Genomic DNA, 15252 nt, shown 5'->3' on the forward strand with positions numbered 1-15252 from the left:
CACCCCGTCCGGGTGTTGGGGGGGGCCCCGCCCGCCCCCCCCCCCCACCCCCCCGCGGCCCCCTAACCCCCCTCTACCCCGCGGGGGGGGCCCCCCCGGGACCGCGTGGTCCCGGCTGCGCCGAGGCAGTGGGCGGCGGCAGGGCGCCCCGCGTCCGTCAGCCGATGATCGCGACCGGGGCGTCCCACGCGTTGCGGTCGACGGTGATGGTGTAACCGCCGCGGGTTTCCTTGCTGTTGACCATGTACTGGTGGGCGCGGCTGTGGTCGGTGAACTGGGTCGGCTTCCACGGCCAGTCCGCGGTGGTCGTGTTCTTCTTGTCCCACAGCGCGTACCAGAGGTTGCCCGGCAGGTCCGTCTTGTTCGTGGCGGTGGCGATGGCCTTGGCGCTGGAACTGCTGAAGCCGTAGAAGCCGCCGCGGTAGGTGGCGTTGCGCAGGGTCCTGGTGAACGAGCGCACGTACGACAGGACGGCGTCGTTGCACGCCTTGTCGGTGATGGCGTACGGCTCCATGTCCAGGTAGATGGGGCTGCCGGCCTTCATCCCGAGTGCCGATGCCTTGGCCATCGCGTCCTTGGCGTTGCTCGCACCGACGGAGGCGGCCGTGGAGGAGGTGAACCTCTCCTTGTTCGCGCTCTTCTGGCAGGGCGGCTGCGCGCCGACGTAGAGCGGGATGAGCTTCCATCCGGTGGTGCTGACCGACTTCACCCAGGACTTGGTCAGGTTGGGCTGGGCACAGCCACGGTTCTTCCCGCCGATGTAGACGGCGGCGGCGCCGTAGTACCCCGTGTGCCACGCCTTCATCGCGCTCAGCGAGGGCGCGGTACAGGCGTCGAACGCCCGGCCGGTGTAGGTCCTCTGCGCGGGCCAGGCGCCGGCGGCCATGGACGTCTGTGCCGCAAACCCGGCACCCGCGACCACGGCAGCACCCGCGGTCGCCCACGCGATGTAACGGCTCTTCCTGGACAGCCTGTGTCTGGACATTCCCCACCCCATTCAGTACGGCTCACAGCCGCAAGCGACACACCCGCGGACGGCGGCCGGCAGGGGCCGCACCAGGGCCCTGCCAAACCTCACGCCCGCACCCCACCCCCGCGAGGCACCCGCCCGGGGCAGGATCGCCCCGGATTGCGTTTCCCCAGGCCGGAACCGCTTGTCCTGGGCTTGCTCGATGAGGCGAGTGGGACTCGGATCCGTTCACGTGACCCACTTCGCCTGCGAAGGCGCCGAAACAACGGACATGACGGCCCGTTGTCAGCCGGCTCGCCTCTCCTCGGTTCGGCTCGAACAGGGATCGGCCAGGCGTTCGCCACACTACTTCCCCGCCGCCCGCAATCTCTACCGGACGAAGCCGCGTGCGGAAGGTCACCCGCGCCGGAGTCACGGCGGGCCGACCGCTGTCGATCCGTCTCGCGGACACCCCGTTCCACCGGCGGCCTTTGACCTCTCCCGGACCCCTCCCACTTCTGATGTAATGGTCTGACTTCAAGACTGACACTTACATCAGGAGGAACCTTGCCTTTCACGAACACAGCCGAAGCCGTGGGAGCGTGGGTCGAAGGCTGGGCCGTTTCGCGCGGGGCGGCCGAACCGGCTCCCTGCCCCGGGGGTTTCACCATCGACGTCGGCCTGCCCCAGCACGTCATGCGCCACGTCCTGACCGCAGCCGACGAGGCGACCGTCCGCAGGATCACCGAGAACGCCCCCACGTCGGGCGTCTGGCTGAAGACGTTCGTGCCGCCGGAGGCGCTGACCCCCTGGCTGGCCCCCGGCTGGTCCCTCGCGGGCGGTCCCGGCTTCCTCATGTCCGCCTCGCTGCGCGTCGCCCCGGCCGAGGTCCCCACCGGATACCGGCTGCACACCTGGAGCCGCGACGGCGTGGTCCGGGCCCTGGTGCGCACCACGGACGGCACCTTCGCCGCGCGGGGGCAGATAGCCGTCACCGGCTCCACCGCCGTTGCCGACCAGATCGAGACCGCCCCGGCCCACCGGCGCCGCGGCCTGGGACGCCTGGTGATGAGCACGCTCGCCACCGCAGCGGCTGGACAGGGCGCCACGGCGGGCGTGCTGGGCGCGACGCCGGAGGGCCGGGCGCTGTACGAGAGTGCGGGCTGGCGCGTCCTGGCCCCGCTGACCGGTGCCACGCGAGACCCGGACCGGGTCGAGGCATGAGCACGGAGGGGCGTCGCTCGGACGTGGGAGGTTTCCCCAGGTCAGAACGATTCTTCCTGGGGATACTCGGTGGGGCGGGTGGGACTCGAACCTAAAATGGAGACGCGTCTCACCTGCGGAAACGCCACAGAGACGGACATTCACATCCTGTTGCGTCCCGCTCCGTCCCCCTCGATCCCCGTCAACCACGGTGCCGTGCGGTACGTACCGCACGGCTACGAGGCACCCCCGGTTCCTACAGCAGGAGACGGCCCACCCGGCACACCTGCTGCAAGGCAGCCAACCCCACGGCTCACCCATGGTGCATGCTGCCGGCTCCGATACCGCCTCTCCCCCTGTTCGCCACAGTCACGCTCTGCTACGAGCGGAGTCGGCCGGGGTGTCGCGCCCGGAAGCGGGATGCCAGGGCCTCGCACAGTTCCGCGCTCTCCTGAATGGTCGTCCCGGGCCATGTGCGTCGTCGCTGTCCGCCGCGGCCCCTCGCATCCCGCACGACGTCCTGGTGGCACTCTTCCGGATCAGGCTTGGGCACGCTTTCTCCCCAACCACGCCACAGAGCGCGGCTGCAACCCTACGCAAGAGAACTGCCCAGTGGCACGGCCGGCTCCCCGGCCGGAACCTCGACCATCCTTACGCGAGGCTCTCCGCCACCGCGCGGAAGCGCTTGCCCGCCTCGTCGAGGTGGTCAGCGATGGACAAGGCGGTCTCTCCAGGAGAACCGAAATCGTCAAGGGTCGCGGCGAGATTGGCTTTCAGGTCCAGGCTGACACTCGGCCTCTCCAGAAGTTCATCCACCGGGTACTGGCGGAAGCGCGGGGACGGGATGCGCCCTCGATGGTCGCTCTCGCCGGGCCGGTAGGCAGCGAGGAAGTCCGCGAAGTCGTCCTCCGTGAGGGGCCTGCCGGTGTCCGTGTGGTGGTTGTCGGTCCTGGCGTCATACACCCATAGCTCGCGCGTGGCAGGCTCGCCGGTTGGTCGAGGAACGTACTTGGTGAAGAAGAGAATGTTCGACTTGGAGTTGGTGCCGCGGAAGATGCCAGTGGGGAGCCGCAGCAGGGTGTGGACGTCGCAATTCTTGAGCAGGGCCTGGCAAACGGTGGCAGCGGCACCACTGCCGAAGAGGACACCGTCGGGGACAAAGACCGCAGCCCGTGCGCCCTGAGGCAGCCGGCCGGCCCAGCCCGAGACGGGGAACCCTGATGGCTTCCAGCACCGCCGTGAACTGCGGGCTGTCTCCACGCTGACCTGCTGTGACCAGGAGCGACAACGGCTTCTGCCCTTGCTCGCAGGCAAGGTGAATCTTCGTCGTCCAGCCACCGCGGGACCGGCCCAGGCCATGGTCGCCGGGTTCGGCCTGCTTGCCGCCCGGCGGTTCCTTCCGGGCTCGGCCGTCCCGCCGGGCACCGGCCGCGTGCTGATGGGCCCGGCAGATCGTGGAGTCGACGTTCACGTCCCAATTAATCAAACCGGAGGCATCCGCCCGGGCCTGCAACCCGGTCAGGACCGCCGACCAGACGCCATCGTGCTGCCAGCGACGGAAGAGCCCATAGACCGTCTGCCAAGGACCGTACTCGGGTGGCAGATCCCGCCACGGAGCACCAGTCCGCACCCGCCAACGGATCCCGTCGATCAACCGTCGCCGGCCGAGCGACGGCCTGCCCAACACCGCGACCGGCAACAACGGCCCCAGCACCGCCCACTGGTCATCTGAAAGATCCCCTCGCCCCACACCGAGATCATCGCGGCACGAGGCGAGACAGGGACCCCAGTTCTAAAACACGGCCTAGGTGACGAGGCTCTTCAACCTAGTCAGCCATTCAAATGTCCCGCCCTCGCGGGAGGGTCGCATCGAACCTCGCGGCGGAGTCGCCTTCCTCACCGAATGGCTGATTTTCGACGCACCAAGAGATCGCTTCATGGTGCATTAAATGCACTTGCCTGCGCACGAAATGGACGTAATGGATCATCGCGGAGGTTCCCGGCAGCGCCTTCCGTGAGTAGTTCACTGTAACTAACATCCAGCGGTCCAAACCATTCACATTGAAGGAGATGCCGTGAACACGAACTTCCGCGCTGCTGTGAACCGTCAAGGACGACGCATAGCCATTGCCGGCATCGGTGCCGTGGCCACAGTCGGCATCGCCGCCATGCCTGCGCAGGCCGCCTCCTGGACCAGTAGCATCAGCGGTGGCGCTCGCGGATTCGAGTCTCACCGCTGGAGCGACGACGGTGCGTCCAACAACATCAAGTTCACGGGCTGCAGAGACGACTACCAGAACAAGACCGTTGGCGTCACTCCGAGGAAGGACGTCACCGGTCCCGACCCGGAGTACTCCACCGCTCAGTACACGGCTTGCTTCGGTGGAGGTACCTCCAGCGGAACTTGGACGAATAAGGGTTCCGGTGACTTCTATTTCGCGGTGAACTACCAGTACAACGGTGTCCACGTGTGGGTCACCAAGGTTGGTGTCTACTTCTAATCGGCTTTCTGTGCCTCCGTACCGCCACGACATTGTGGCGGTACGGAGGATTTGCGTGTTGAAGGAGCGTCGTGTCACTGCAATACCAGTCCTGCACCTTCCGTTACCGGAGAAGGTCAAGGCCCGTCCTTGACCAGCTGAACTTGACTTTCTCGGACGGTCATACGGTTCTCCTGGGCCCCAACGGTGCAGGCAAGAGCACCCTCCTCGCTCTCGGGGCGAGCGCTACCACTCCACAGGCGGGCGTGATCAGCTACCAGGGCATCAACCCGGCCCGCCGCCGGGATACTTCCTCATACAGGCGGAAAGTGTCCTGGCTGCCACAACGTCCTGAGTTCCTGTCCGGGATGACCTGCCGGGAGCACGTCGCCTATACCGGCTGGCTGAAGGGGATGACCGAGCGCGAGGCATGGAATGCGGCAGCAGCGGCCGTTGACCGGGTCGGCCTCACCGACAAGCTCGATCACAGGATCAAGACGCTGTCCGGCGGTCAGCGACAGCGCGTCGCGATTGCGCAAGCCCTTGTCCACAGCGCCGAAATACTCCTCCTCGACGAGCCGACTGTGGGGCTCGATCCGAAACAGCGGCGTACTTTCATCGACCTTCTTGCTTCGCTCCGCGGGACAATCAGTGTCATCGTTTCCACGCATGACATCGCGGACATCGATCAGGCCTACGACGAAGTCGTCGTACTCGAGTCGGGCCGGCCGCGGTTCACCGGTTCCGTCGAGGCCTTTGCGTCTCATGCCCGGCACGACGCCGTCGAAGGCCGGCGCCTGGAGAGTGCCTACTCCTCGCTGCTGGAGGGCGTCGAGTGATCACCTGGGCAAACCTTCGCGCCTCATCCGCACCCTGGCTGCTCCTACCAGGAGTGTTCTTCATCTATGTGTACGTGAACAGCGCCGTCTACAGCGTTCCTTCGCACTACGGCGTGGAGTCCGGCGAACTTGCGGGCTATGCGCTTGCGGTCATAGCCCCTGCCGCGGCGGCTGCCGCGGCGTGGGAGGCAGGCCGGCACCGCAGCGTCCACGCGCTGAACACCACCAGCACACGTGGCGCCGTACGCAGACTCGTTGCCGCGTCGCTCCCCGTTCTCACCCTGCACCTTGCGCTCATCGCGACCGCCCTGATCTGTGCCCGCGTCTGGGTGGGCGTGTGGCCCGAAGATGCCGGATGGCTCGCGGTGGCACACCTGCTGATCGTTCCGGCCGAGTGGGCGCTCATCGGCTGGTTCCTCGGACAGCTCATGCCCAAGAGCGTCGCCGCAGCCCTGATCGCCGGGGGGTGCTGGATGTGGCTGGCCATGCCACAGGCAACGGCCAACGCATGGGTACGACACCTGGGAGGTTTCATCGACGGAACCTCCACGGTGACCGATCTGCGCCAACCATCCGTGTACACCATCCCCTGGCTGATCACCGCGGGTTTCGTTCTCGCCGCCGGGTGCGCGGCTTCGGCGCGCCGTCATCCCTGGACGATCGGTTTGGGAATCTGTGCGGTAATTGCAAGCCTGATGGCGGGCCACTCTCTCGTATCCGGCTGGGGCTACACGCATCCCACGAGCATGCGGACAGTCGCGCAGGCTTGCACCGGGCGTGCTCCGCGTATCTGCGTACCGCCGGAGTACAAGCCGTACCTGGACAAGCTCCGCCGTGAAGCAGCAGCTCCCGTGAAGCGTTTGGCGACGGCCGGCGTGGCCGCTCCTGACGAGCTCAGGGTCACGTCGTCGCGAGCGTCACTCCGGCCCGGCGTGTGGCCCTTGTACTGGTCACTTCCACCGGCTCATCCCATCGGGCAGCAGCAGGACTTCGCCTACAGCCTTGCGGAGTCGGCCGTCGCGGGGACCGCGATCGCGGCCGGCGGCGCGGACTGCCAGGCCCCCGGATCACTGGCGGCGGCGTGGGCAGACCTCGTGATCGGTGTGGACGAGGCCGACATCCGGCAGGCCACGGTACCCGAGGCGTGGACCCAGCTCCAGCACGTGCGCCGGCTTCCGGTCGGCGAGCAGGTTAGGTGGTTCAACGAGCAGGTCACCAGCAAGACGCTCTGCCCCTCGGAGACCACGTCATGAGGCTCTACCTCAGCACAGTGCGCCGGTGGTGGGCCGTAGCTCTGTCGCTGCTCCTGCTCGTCGCGCTCTGCGAAACGATGGGATCGAGTGAGATCGCCGTCCCAAGCCTGACCGCCGGTGTCTCCGGAGGCGCCCCTGTCGCCTACTTCGCGCCGTGGCTGATGGTCGTTGCCACCATGTACTGCCTGGACCGTGGGCTGTGGGAAGCGGAACGCACCGCGGTGATCGCCCTTGCCTGGATCGATCGTGGTGTCGTCATCGCCGGCGTGGTCCTGGCTCACCTGCTGGGACCGGTCGTCGGCTGGGACGTCGCCCGCAACGTCATGCTGCTCCTGGGAATCGCCCTCGCCTTCCGCTACCTCGCGAACGAGGCTGCGGCGGCCGCGGTCCCCCTGATGTTCCTGATCTTCAACATCGTGGCGGGACGCGCCTACCAGGGCGGCGGAGCGGCCATGCATGCCTGGTGGGCTCTGCCTCTCTACCCGCCGGGAAGCATCGCCGCGTGGCTGGTGTCGGCTCTTGTGTTCGCGCTTGCTCTTCGTCTGTTGCCGCGACGCATCTAGATTCCGGCGGATCACGCCTGCCCACCGTGCCTCACCGTTGAAGGCGGGACCTGATGGTCCCGCCTTCAACACCCCGCGCAGGCCAGGTCGGGCAGGTCGCTGGACACGGTCCCGCACGCGCTGCTTGCGCTACTTGCCGTAGGTCCCGCACATGGCTACCAACTCAAGCATGAATATGATGCCCTGTCAGAACACAATTCCAGGCTCGCATACGCCCAGGTCTACACCACTCTGATACGCCTTGAACGGGACTGTCTCATCGCCGTCACCGGGGAGGGACCCGCCATCGCGGGGCCTCCACGAACGCTGTACAGACTCTTGCCGACTGGCCTCGCGCAGCCGCCGAACGGTGGGCCGTAACTCCACTGTCACCGACGCTGGCGGAGGCATCAGCGCTGATCCTCAAAGCTTCCGTCGCGGCTCTGATCTCCAAGGGCTCGCAGGTATTGGAAGACCTTCTCTCTGTTCAGGAGGGCTGCCACCGGGCGGCGCTGGAGCGCTTGATCCGGTGAAGTCTCTCTGTGTGGACAGTCTCGTGAGGTCGCGGCTGATGGCAGATCTCGTGTGGCTCACTTCGATGCAGCAGTCAGCGACTGAAGAAGCACAGCGCATTCGTGAATGCGGTGTCACACAGGAGCCCGTGACCGGGTCACGACCGCAGAGCTCGGGCCACATTCACGTCGGCGTCGGCGTCGGCGTCGTCGGCGGCGTCGTCGGCGTCGGGCTGTTGCGGTTTGGCTATGTCGATGATTGCGGGAGGCGTTTGCTGGCGGTTGCGGAAGGCGGTCCTGACCGACCTTGTTGATGTTGCTTTGTTTTGACGGCGGCTGAGTGCGTTGTGGCAATGGGAGCCCCTGTTCGATGAGCAGGGGCTTCTTCGTGTGCGGGGCGTGATGGCGGAGAGGTAGGGGCAGGCAGCGGGCGGCTTGTTGGTGATCGAGGAGGTCGCGATGCCAGCGGTGCTGGGTTGATGGAACAGCGTGAGGCGCGGGCGAGGCAGAACCTGGAGTCCTGGACGGAGGTCCTGGAGCAGGCTCAGGCGGAGGTGCATGCCGCGCGGGAGCGGGTCGAGCGAGCCCGGGTGGAGCGTGAGGAGCTCGTGTCGGTGCTGGCTGCGGAGAACCCGGTGAATACGTCGGGTTCCGTGCCGTCCGGTGGGATGGCTGCTGCCGTGGGATCGGGCGGCCCCAGGACGGGGCAGGGTGAGCGGCCGCCGGTGTGGCGGTCGGGCATGGGTGAAGTGGTGCTCAGCGGCCAATATCAGGAGGTGTTCGCCGCGGTGGTGGCCGCTCCGGGGCCGGTGAACGGGGTGGAACTGACCCGGGCGGGGGGCCGGGAATCGGAGATCAAGAACGAGGTGGAGAAGATCCGTCACCGTGCCTATGTGTTGGAGAAGCGGGGCTGGCTGGTGCGGGCGAAGGACAGGCGGTTCCTGCCCGCGCCTTCGGTAGCCGGTCGGGGCGTTTCTCCGACCAGCGCGGAGCGTCCCCGGCCAGGCGGCGGGACAGTCTGATCACGGCGGCCCACCACACCATCTGGGTGTGGTGGTCGGGTCGGCGTTCGTGGTCGCGGTTGAGGCGGCGTGAGCGGGAGAGCCGGCTCAGCGTGCGTTCCACCACCCACCTGCGGGCCAGGACGGCGAAGCCGCGCTGTCCGTCGGAGCGGCGCACGACCTCGATCCGGACTCCGTGGCGGGCGAACGCCTGCGCCAGTGCCGGACCCCGGTAGGCGCTGTCGACCCATACCAGTTTCAGTAGCCGGCCCGGCTGGTCCATGAACGTCTCCAGCAGTGCGGGGGCGGCCTTGGAGTCGTGAACGTCGGCTGTGGTTACGGTGACCTCCAGGAGCAGGCCCTCGGCGTCGGTGAGGATGTGGCGCTTGCGCCCGTCGCGTGACTTGCCGCCGTCGGCCTCAAGAGCACGCCAACGCTCACTCGCCGGCACTCGGCCAGTCGCCAGTCGGCCCACTGTCCGGAGGAGCAGCGGGCCGACTCCTCTCTCGTACACTTCACCGTGGCCCGAACCGAGCCCCCGGGCACCGAGGGGTGGGCGCTGCCGATGGGATATCCCCGGCGGCAACGCGGCCCTACGAGCACCCCCGGCGGCGGGCGCCGACGCCCGCGGTCCGCTTCCGGGCGCCACGTCGTGCAGCATGACAGCGACCTTCGACGGAAGCCCGCCACGGCATCGCCAACTCCTCGACCATGGAAGCGAGAGCACGCCGAAAGATCCTCGTGAACAGCCGATGCACGCGGTATCTCCTGGGAGACCGGGCACGGCAGGGACAGCGGAGACGTCATGCGATGGGCCGATCACGGACGGAGCATGCAGCCTCCCGCGTCGGCCGTGGGACCGCGCCACGACGCTCCCTCAGGGAACCGGAACAAAAGGCCAGGTCAGACGCATCTAAGGTGAGCCGGCACCCAGCGACAGCGGGTCAGTACCGCACGGCGCGCGGCTAGTACCGCACGGGAAACAGCTATGAAATCCACGTTTCCGCAGGTCAGAACGTTTCCGCAGGGTAAAACTGGTGGGGCGGGTGGGACTCGAACCCATAAGAGTGACGGCTCTCACCTGCGACGATGCCGAAACAACGGACAATACATCCCGTTTCTGTCCGGCTGGATCCCGCTCGATCCGGCTCGGACTGGGGGCCGTGCGGCGTTCGCCGCACCAGTTCCTCTCCGCTTCAACGCGCCCACAGACCCCCGAGCCGTACGGCGGGCCTCGGATCCGAGGGGCAACGGATCACCCTGGGCTGCGACAAACTTCATGAGTTCCAGAACACCGCGCGTGGTTACGTTCCGTAGTTAACCTCGCGCTTTCGTGAAGCGGGCTGTCCGACGGGTGACCAGGTAAGCGAAAAGTGCCTCTGACCAGCAAGAATGAGGATTGTCTAGGTCCTTGTTCCTGCTCCAGCCGGAGGCACTTCTCAGGTGAAGAAGAGTATCGGGTCGTACCCGCGTGTCCGTATCGAGGGTGGTGGCCGGGCGGTGGTCTCGCAGGCCGGGGGTGTACTGCTGGTCGAGACCGTTCGCAAGGCCGGTTTGGACACCGCGATATCAGCGGCGCTGACGCCGTGGCGGAAGGCTCGGGCGGTGCACGATCCGGGCAAGATCCTGCTGGATATGGCTCTGGCGGTCGCGCTGGGCGGGGACTGCCTCGCGGACGTCGCCATGCTCCGGGCGGAGCCGGCCGTTTTCGGGCCGGTGGCCTCCGACCCGACGGTCTCCCGCCTCATCGACACCCTTGCCGCGGCCGGGGAGAGGGCCCTGACCGCGATCCGTGCTACGCGGGCTGAAGTCCGCCAGCAGGTCTGGCGGTTGGCCGGCCGGGAAGCGCCTGATGCGGGCGGGACGGTGACCGTGGACCTCGACGGGGTGCTGGTGATCGCGCACTCGGACAAGGAGGACGCCGCACCCACGTGGAAGCGGACCTACGGTCACCACCCGCTGATGGGGTTCGTCGACCACGGACCGGGCGGCACCGGTGAACCGGTCGCGGCCCTGCTCAGACCGGGCAACGCAGGCTCGAACACGGCGGCCGACCACATCACCGCCACCCAAATGGCGTTGGCCCAGCTACCGAAGAAGTACCGGCGCGGGCACCGGACCCTGATCCGCACCGACTCCGCGGGCGGCACCCACGACTTCGTCGCCTGGCTCGCCCAGCGGGGCCGGTGGCTGTCCTACTCGGTCGGCATGACGGTCACCGAGCAGGTCCACCAGCATGTGCTGAAGGTTCCGGCATCGGCCTGGACGGCGGCCGTCGAGACCGGCGGCGAGGTCCGCGACGGGGCCTGGGTCGCCGAACTCACCGGCGACGTCCAGGACGGCTGACCCAAGGGCATGCGGCTGATCGTCAGGAAGGAACGACCGCACCCCGGGGCCCAGTTGAGGCTCACCGACGCGGACGGCATGCGGCTGACGTGCTTCGCCACCAACACCTCGGGCCGGCCGATCGCCGAACTCGAGCTCCGTCACCGGCTGCGGGCCCGGGCCGAGGACCGCATCCGAAACGCCCGGGCCACCGGCCTGCGCAATCTGCCCCTGCACCGCACGGCCCAGAACCGGATCTGGCTGGAGATCGTGCAGATCGCCCTCGACCTGCTGGCCTGGATGCCGATGCTCGCACTGACCGGCAAGGCCCGCCTCTGGGAACCCCGCCGACTACGGCTCCGTCTGTTCACCGCGGCCGGACAGCTCGTCACCACCGGCCGCCGCCAGATCCTCCGCCTGGCCCGGCACTGGCCCTGGACCCACGTGATCACCTACGCCCTCGAACGGCTCGCACTCCTGCCGAACCCCGGCTGACCAGTGGCTTTCCCATCCCTACGACAGCAGCCCGACACCGGATCAGTGGAACCCGGCGCCCACCCGAGACGACACTCGGGCCCTCGACCTGCCCACTCTCAGCCCACGGCACGAAAACGGCCCACCGACTCCATCGGCGGACCGTCACGAAACTTCGAGGTTAACGGGTCTTTGCCAAAAGCGTTGGGTCGGCGTGTCACCGCCGAGCGATACTGCGGACAGGCAGCGTTTGTGATCACAGCAGTCAGGTCGCAAAAGGATCACAACCTTGCAGATCGCGGATTTCGCAGTCCGCCCAATGTCAGCGAGGTGCGGCCGCTCCTCTGCCTGCACGGACTGCGCTCCGTGGGCTTCGTGCCCGCCCTCGAGTAGAGTTCCTAAGCTCGACGGTCGGCCTGTCGGCGACAACCACGCCGCCTTCCAGTAGCGCGACCTGTCTGACCGCGACTTCGTCTGCGTGTGAGCCGACGGCGTACACCCCCAAGGTCCGGCTCGACCAGGGCCACAACCGCGAGACGCCCCAGGGGGTGCTCAAGATGACACCGGAAACCTGGACCTACCCTGCCCGAGCGCGGGGTCCGGGCCGGGCCAGTTACATGAGTAGAGATCAAGCTCCAAAAGCTGCCGGTCTTATCCAGCGACGTATGCGACAGCATCGTGGCTATGGATGCTTTCGAGGTTGCGGATGCGCACTGAGTGGCGAAGGCCTCGATCCCGGCACGCAAGGCTGACGTCGCGGGCCATGTCCTCGACGAATACAGGGTGGTCGTACGCCTGCATGGTGAGGACACGCTCGTCTACGCGCTTGATCAAAGGCACTACGGGAGCCGAAGCGGAAGACGTCAACAACCTCACGGCGCTCTGCACCGGCAGGGGGTACGGGGTGTCTCCCTGACCCGTCACGTTGAGCGTAATCCGGCTGCGCTGATTGTGCGCACCGTAGTCGGAGATTGCCTTCGAACATGGACAGAGGCTGGTGACCTCGCTGGTCACTGCCGTTGCTACTGTCACGTCGCCGTTGTTCCAGCGCCCTTCGATACAGACGTCGTGAACCTGTTTCGACTCACGGCCACTGGCCGGCGCTACGACGGTCGTGCTGATAGGCATGGCCATCGTCACAGTAACCGCGGGCGCATCCAACAGTTCCGCTCCGGCCTTGAGGACCTGCGGCAACTGCCGGGGGTCGAGTCTCTGAAGGTGGTCGTGCGCGAGAGCGACCATGCGGCTCATGTGCGTGCCTCGGCGGTCGTGTTGGAGCCGCACGGTGATCGCGATATCCGCAATGCCGTCCTGACGGAGGCAGCCATCCTCGAAGTACACGGGATACCGAAGGCCACTGATGCCGACCTCGTTGATCTCGATGCCGCGAGAGTCAGTCTCATTCTGAATGTCGTGCATGCTCACTCGCCCCGATAGGTGCAACCGGATGTGCACGTCTCGCGGACGGTGAGGGCTGAGAGTGCGGGCAGGGTCGGCTGCAGGCGCCCCCAGATCCAGCGGGCGAGAACCTCGCTAGTCGGGTTCTCTAGGCCCTCGATGTCATTGAGGTAGTAGTGGTCCAGTTGAGCTTCGAGCGGCTTGAAGGCTCGCTTAACGTCACCAAAGTCCATGACCCAACCGGCCTCGGGGTCGACGGGGGCTTCTACGTGAACGATGACCTTGTAAGAGTGGCCATGCAGGCGCGCGCACTTGTGGCCCTCTGGAACCTTGGGCAGGCGGTGCGCCGCTTCGAACGTGAACTCGCGAAAAATTTCCATTACTGAATTCCCAGATACTTGTGCGTCTGGAGAGAGAGGATCCAGCGCGGGTTCTTCATGCAGTAGTCGACAGTGGCCCGGGTGTTAGCTTCTACGTCGGGTCCGTCCATGGGCTGGAGACGGAAGAATTGGAAGTCGAGGTTCTCGAACTGGCCCGGCTCTCCGCCCAACTGCGGATAGACAAGCTTCAACTCGTCGCCGCTTGTGACGACCACGTCAGACCCGATCTTCGGGCTGACACAGAGCCAGTCGATTCCCGGCGGCGGTACGCGGGTGCCGTTCGTCTCCACCGCAACCTCGAAACCCCTGGCGTGCAGAGCTTCGATGGCTGCCTCGTCAAGCTGCAGAAGCGGCTCACCCCCGGTGCACACCACAAAGCGGTGTTCCAGGGCAGTTGAAGGCCACGCCTGCTCGACTGCTTGGGCGAGGTCATCAGGGGACGCGAATCGGCCACCACCTTCGCCGTCGGTTCCAACGAAATCGGTATCGCAGAACTGGCAAATCGCCCGATGCCGATCCTTCTCAAGACCTGTCCAGAGATTGCACCGCGAGAATCGGCAGAAGACAGCGGGTCGGCCCGCATGGCTCCCTTCGCCTTGCAAGGTGTAAAAGATCTCTTTGACCAGATAGGTCATTCTCAGACGCCCTGGTACTGCACGGGGTCAGTGGTACCAGCCTCGGCGAACCCCTTTAGGCGGAGCAGGCAGGTCTCGCAACGGCCACAGGCCCGACCTTGCTCATCCGGGTCATAGCAGCTGGACGTCTGGGAGTAGTCGACACCCAAGCGCAGGCCCGCTCGAACGATGTCGGCCTTGGACATCGCAATGAGGGGGGAATGGAGCTTGAGCTCCTGAGTTCCCTCAAGGCCAGCCCTGGTCGCAAGGTTCGCCATCTTGGCGTACGCGTCCATGTACTCAGGACGGCAGTCGGGGTAGCCGCTGTAGTCGACGGCGGTCACGCCGGTGAAGATGTCGCTCGCGCCAACGGTCTCCGCGTAGGCCAGGGCGAACGACAGGAAGATCGTGTTACGTGCCGGCACGTAGGTGATGGGCACGCTGCTGCCTGCGTCACTGTTGCTGGCGTCGTCCAGCGAGTCGTGCTTCGGGACGTCGATATCAGCAGTAAGAGCGGAGCCACCGAAAACTCGCAGGTCGATGTCTGCGATGACGTGGCGGGCTACGCCCTGAGTCTCTGCCACGCGCTTGGCGGCTTCCAGTTCCACACTGTGCCGCTGGCCGTACCGGAAGCTGAGCGCGTACGGCGTGTAGCCCTGGTCCTTGGCGATGGCCAGAACTGTCGTCGAGTCCAGGCCGCCGCTCAGTAGAACGATCGCGGGACGTCCCATGCCTTGCTCCCTAGTTAGCTCTGCGTGTACTGGTGCACCCTAGCGCCAAAACTGACGGGTAGAGTAACCGCAACAAGTTACTAGTTAAGGCCGTCGGGAGTGGGACTGCGTGAGGCAACTATCGTTGGTGGTCACTTGCACGGACCGTAAGGCCGTTGTGCCGGAGACCACGCTCCATGCAAGATCGCTACCGGCCGGCAGCGTGAAGGACCGCTCCGCAGCGTGGAGAGAGCGCGTCGAGACGGCTTCGAACACGAAGCCCCTAAGCGAGCTCTACCGCGGCGATCACTGGACACAGGCCCGTCGGCTAACTGCCGCGGCCGCGAAGGCCAGATTTGAAGCGGAACTGTGGGTGGCGTCGGCCGGCCTCGGCCTCCAGCCAGTATCGGCGTCGGCACCTGCCTACGCGGCGACCTTCAGTACTCGACACGCAGACTCCGTCACCGCTTCTACGGCTGACAGTGCCCAGTGGTGGGGGCACCTTCAAGAAGGAACTGGCCGCAAGACCCTAGAGGAACTCGGCCGACAGGGCCCGGTCCTCATGGTCCTGT

Annotated in this window: 14 protein-coding genes and 2 pseudogenes; 8 read left to right on the plus strand and 8 right to left on the minus strand. The window is 66.4% G+C overall.

The genetic code is table 11. The annotated features are described in order from the left end of the window. Window positions 1–157: 157 nt before the first annotated feature. The gene (locus ABT025_RS30770) at window positions 158–985 is read right to left on the minus strand and encodes a glycoside hydrolase domain-containing protein (protein WP_351001604.1); all 828 of its coding nucleotides are present in this window, start codon (window positions 983–985) and stop codon (window positions 158–160) included. Window positions 986–1516: 531 nt separating this feature from the next. On the opposite strand from ABT025_RS30770, the gene ABT025_RS30775 reads away from it, so the two are divergent. After that, window positions 1517–2173: a GNAT family N-acetyltransferase gene (locus ABT025_RS30775; protein WP_351001606.1), complete on the plus strand. Its 657-nt coding sequence runs from the start codon at window positions 1517–1519 to the stop codon at window positions 2171–2173. A gap of 630 nt (window positions 2174–2803) precedes the next feature. On the opposite strand, the gene ABT025_RS30780 is transcribed toward ABT025_RS30775, so the two are convergent. Together ABT025_RS30780 and ABT025_RS30785 are read right to left on the minus strand one after the other, a co-directional pair. Further along, window positions 2804–3412 (minus strand): N-6 DNA methylase, encoded by a 609-nt coding sequence (locus tag ABT025_RS30780; protein WP_351001608.1) that lies wholly within the window; start codon window positions 3410–3412, stop codon window positions 2804–2806. 7 nt (window positions 3413–3419) lie between these two features. After that, window positions 3420–3902 (minus strand): annotated as a pseudogene (locus ABT025_RS30785) (IS5 family transposase); the annotation flags it as partial. 325 nt (window positions 3903–4227) lie between these two features. Here ABT025_RS30785 and ABT025_RS30790 point away from each other — a divergent pair. The 6 genes from ABT025_RS30790 (at window position 4228) to ABT025_RS30815 (ending at window position 8092) form a co-directional block, all read left to right on the plus strand. Further along, on the plus strand, window positions 4228–4653 hold the full coding sequence (locus ABT025_RS30790; protein ID WP_351001610.1) for a hypothetical protein: 426 nt from the start codon (window positions 4228–4230) through the stop codon (window positions 4651–4653). A 71-nt stretch (window positions 4654–4724) separates the two neighbouring features. Next, window positions 4725–5471, plus strand: a complete 747-nt coding sequence (locus tag ABT025_RS30795) for an ABC transporter ATP-binding protein (RefSeq protein WP_351001612.1) — start codon at window positions 4725–4727, stop codon at window positions 5469–5471. Further along, on the plus strand, window positions 5468–6724 hold the full coding sequence (locus ABT025_RS30800; protein ID WP_351001614.1) for a DUF7224 domain-containing protein: 1257 nt from the start codon (window positions 5468–5470) through the stop codon (window positions 6722–6724). Before ABT025_RS30795 ends, ABT025_RS30800 begins: the two co-directional genes overlap by 4 nt. Next, entirely contained in the window at window positions 6721–7287 is a 567-nt protein-coding gene (locus tag ABT025_RS30805; protein ID WP_351001616.1) for a hypothetical protein, read from the plus strand. The genes ABT025_RS30800 and ABT025_RS30805 overlap by 4 nt, the downstream gene beginning before the upstream one ends. A 120-nt stretch (window positions 7288–7407) precedes the next feature. Further along, on the plus strand, window positions 7408–7647 hold the full coding sequence (locus ABT025_RS30810; protein WP_351001660.1) for a PadR family transcriptional regulator: 240 nt from the start codon (window positions 7408–7410) through the stop codon (window positions 7645–7647). 190 nt (window positions 7648–7837) lie between these two features. Next, window positions 7838–8092 (plus strand): hypothetical protein, encoded by a 255-nt coding sequence (locus ABT025_RS30815; protein WP_351001618.1) that lies wholly within the window; start codon window positions 7838–7840, stop codon window positions 8090–8092. Between the two features lie 541 nt (window positions 8093–8633). Here ABT025_RS30815 and ABT025_RS30820 read toward each other — a convergent pair. Further along, window positions 8634–9230, minus strand: a complete 597-nt coding sequence (locus ABT025_RS30820; RefSeq protein WP_351001620.1) for a transposase — start codon at window positions 9228–9230, stop codon at window positions 8634–8636. Window positions 9231–10222: 992 nt separating this feature from the next. On the opposite strand from ABT025_RS30820, the pseudogene ABT025_RS30830 reads away from it, so the two are divergent. Beyond that, a pseudogene (locus ABT025_RS30830) lies at window positions 10223–11599 on the plus strand (IS1380 family transposase). A gap of 630 nt (window positions 11600–12229) precedes the next feature. Here ABT025_RS30830 and ABT025_RS30835 read toward each other — a convergent pair. The 4 genes from ABT025_RS30835 to queC are packed head-to-tail and all read right to left on the minus strand — an operon-like array spanning window position 12230 to window position 14701. Continuing rightward, window positions 12230–12997, minus strand: coding sequence for a GTP cyclohydrolase I FolE2 (locus ABT025_RS30835; RefSeq protein WP_124282448.1), 768 nt, complete (start codon window positions 12995–12997; stop codon window positions 12230–12232). Between the two features lie 2 nt (window positions 12998–12999). Next, a complete protein-coding gene (gene queD, locus ABT025_RS30840) occupies window positions 13000–13356 on the minus strand; it encodes a 6-carboxytetrahydropterin synthase QueD (RefSeq protein ID WP_351001622.1) in 357 nt (118 codons plus the stop codon). After that, complete coding sequence (queE, locus tag ABT025_RS30845) at window positions 13356–13991, minus strand: 7-carboxy-7-deazaguanine synthase (RefSeq protein ID WP_351001624.1); 636 nt, start codon at window positions 13989–13991, stop codon at window positions 13356–13358. Before queE ends, queD begins: the two co-directional genes overlap by 1 nt. Window positions 13992–13993: 2 nt before the next feature. Next, entirely contained in the window at window positions 13994–14701 is a 708-nt protein-coding gene (queC, locus tag ABT025_RS30850) for a 7-cyano-7-deazaguanine synthase QueC (protein WP_351001626.1), read from the minus strand. Between the last annotated feature and the right edge of the window lie 551 nt (window positions 14702–15252).

The organism is Streptomyces sp. NPDC002809, assembly GCF_040295435.1.
Taxonomy (GTDB): domain Bacteria; phylum Actinomycetota; class Actinomycetes; order Streptomycetales; family Streptomycetaceae; genus Streptomyces.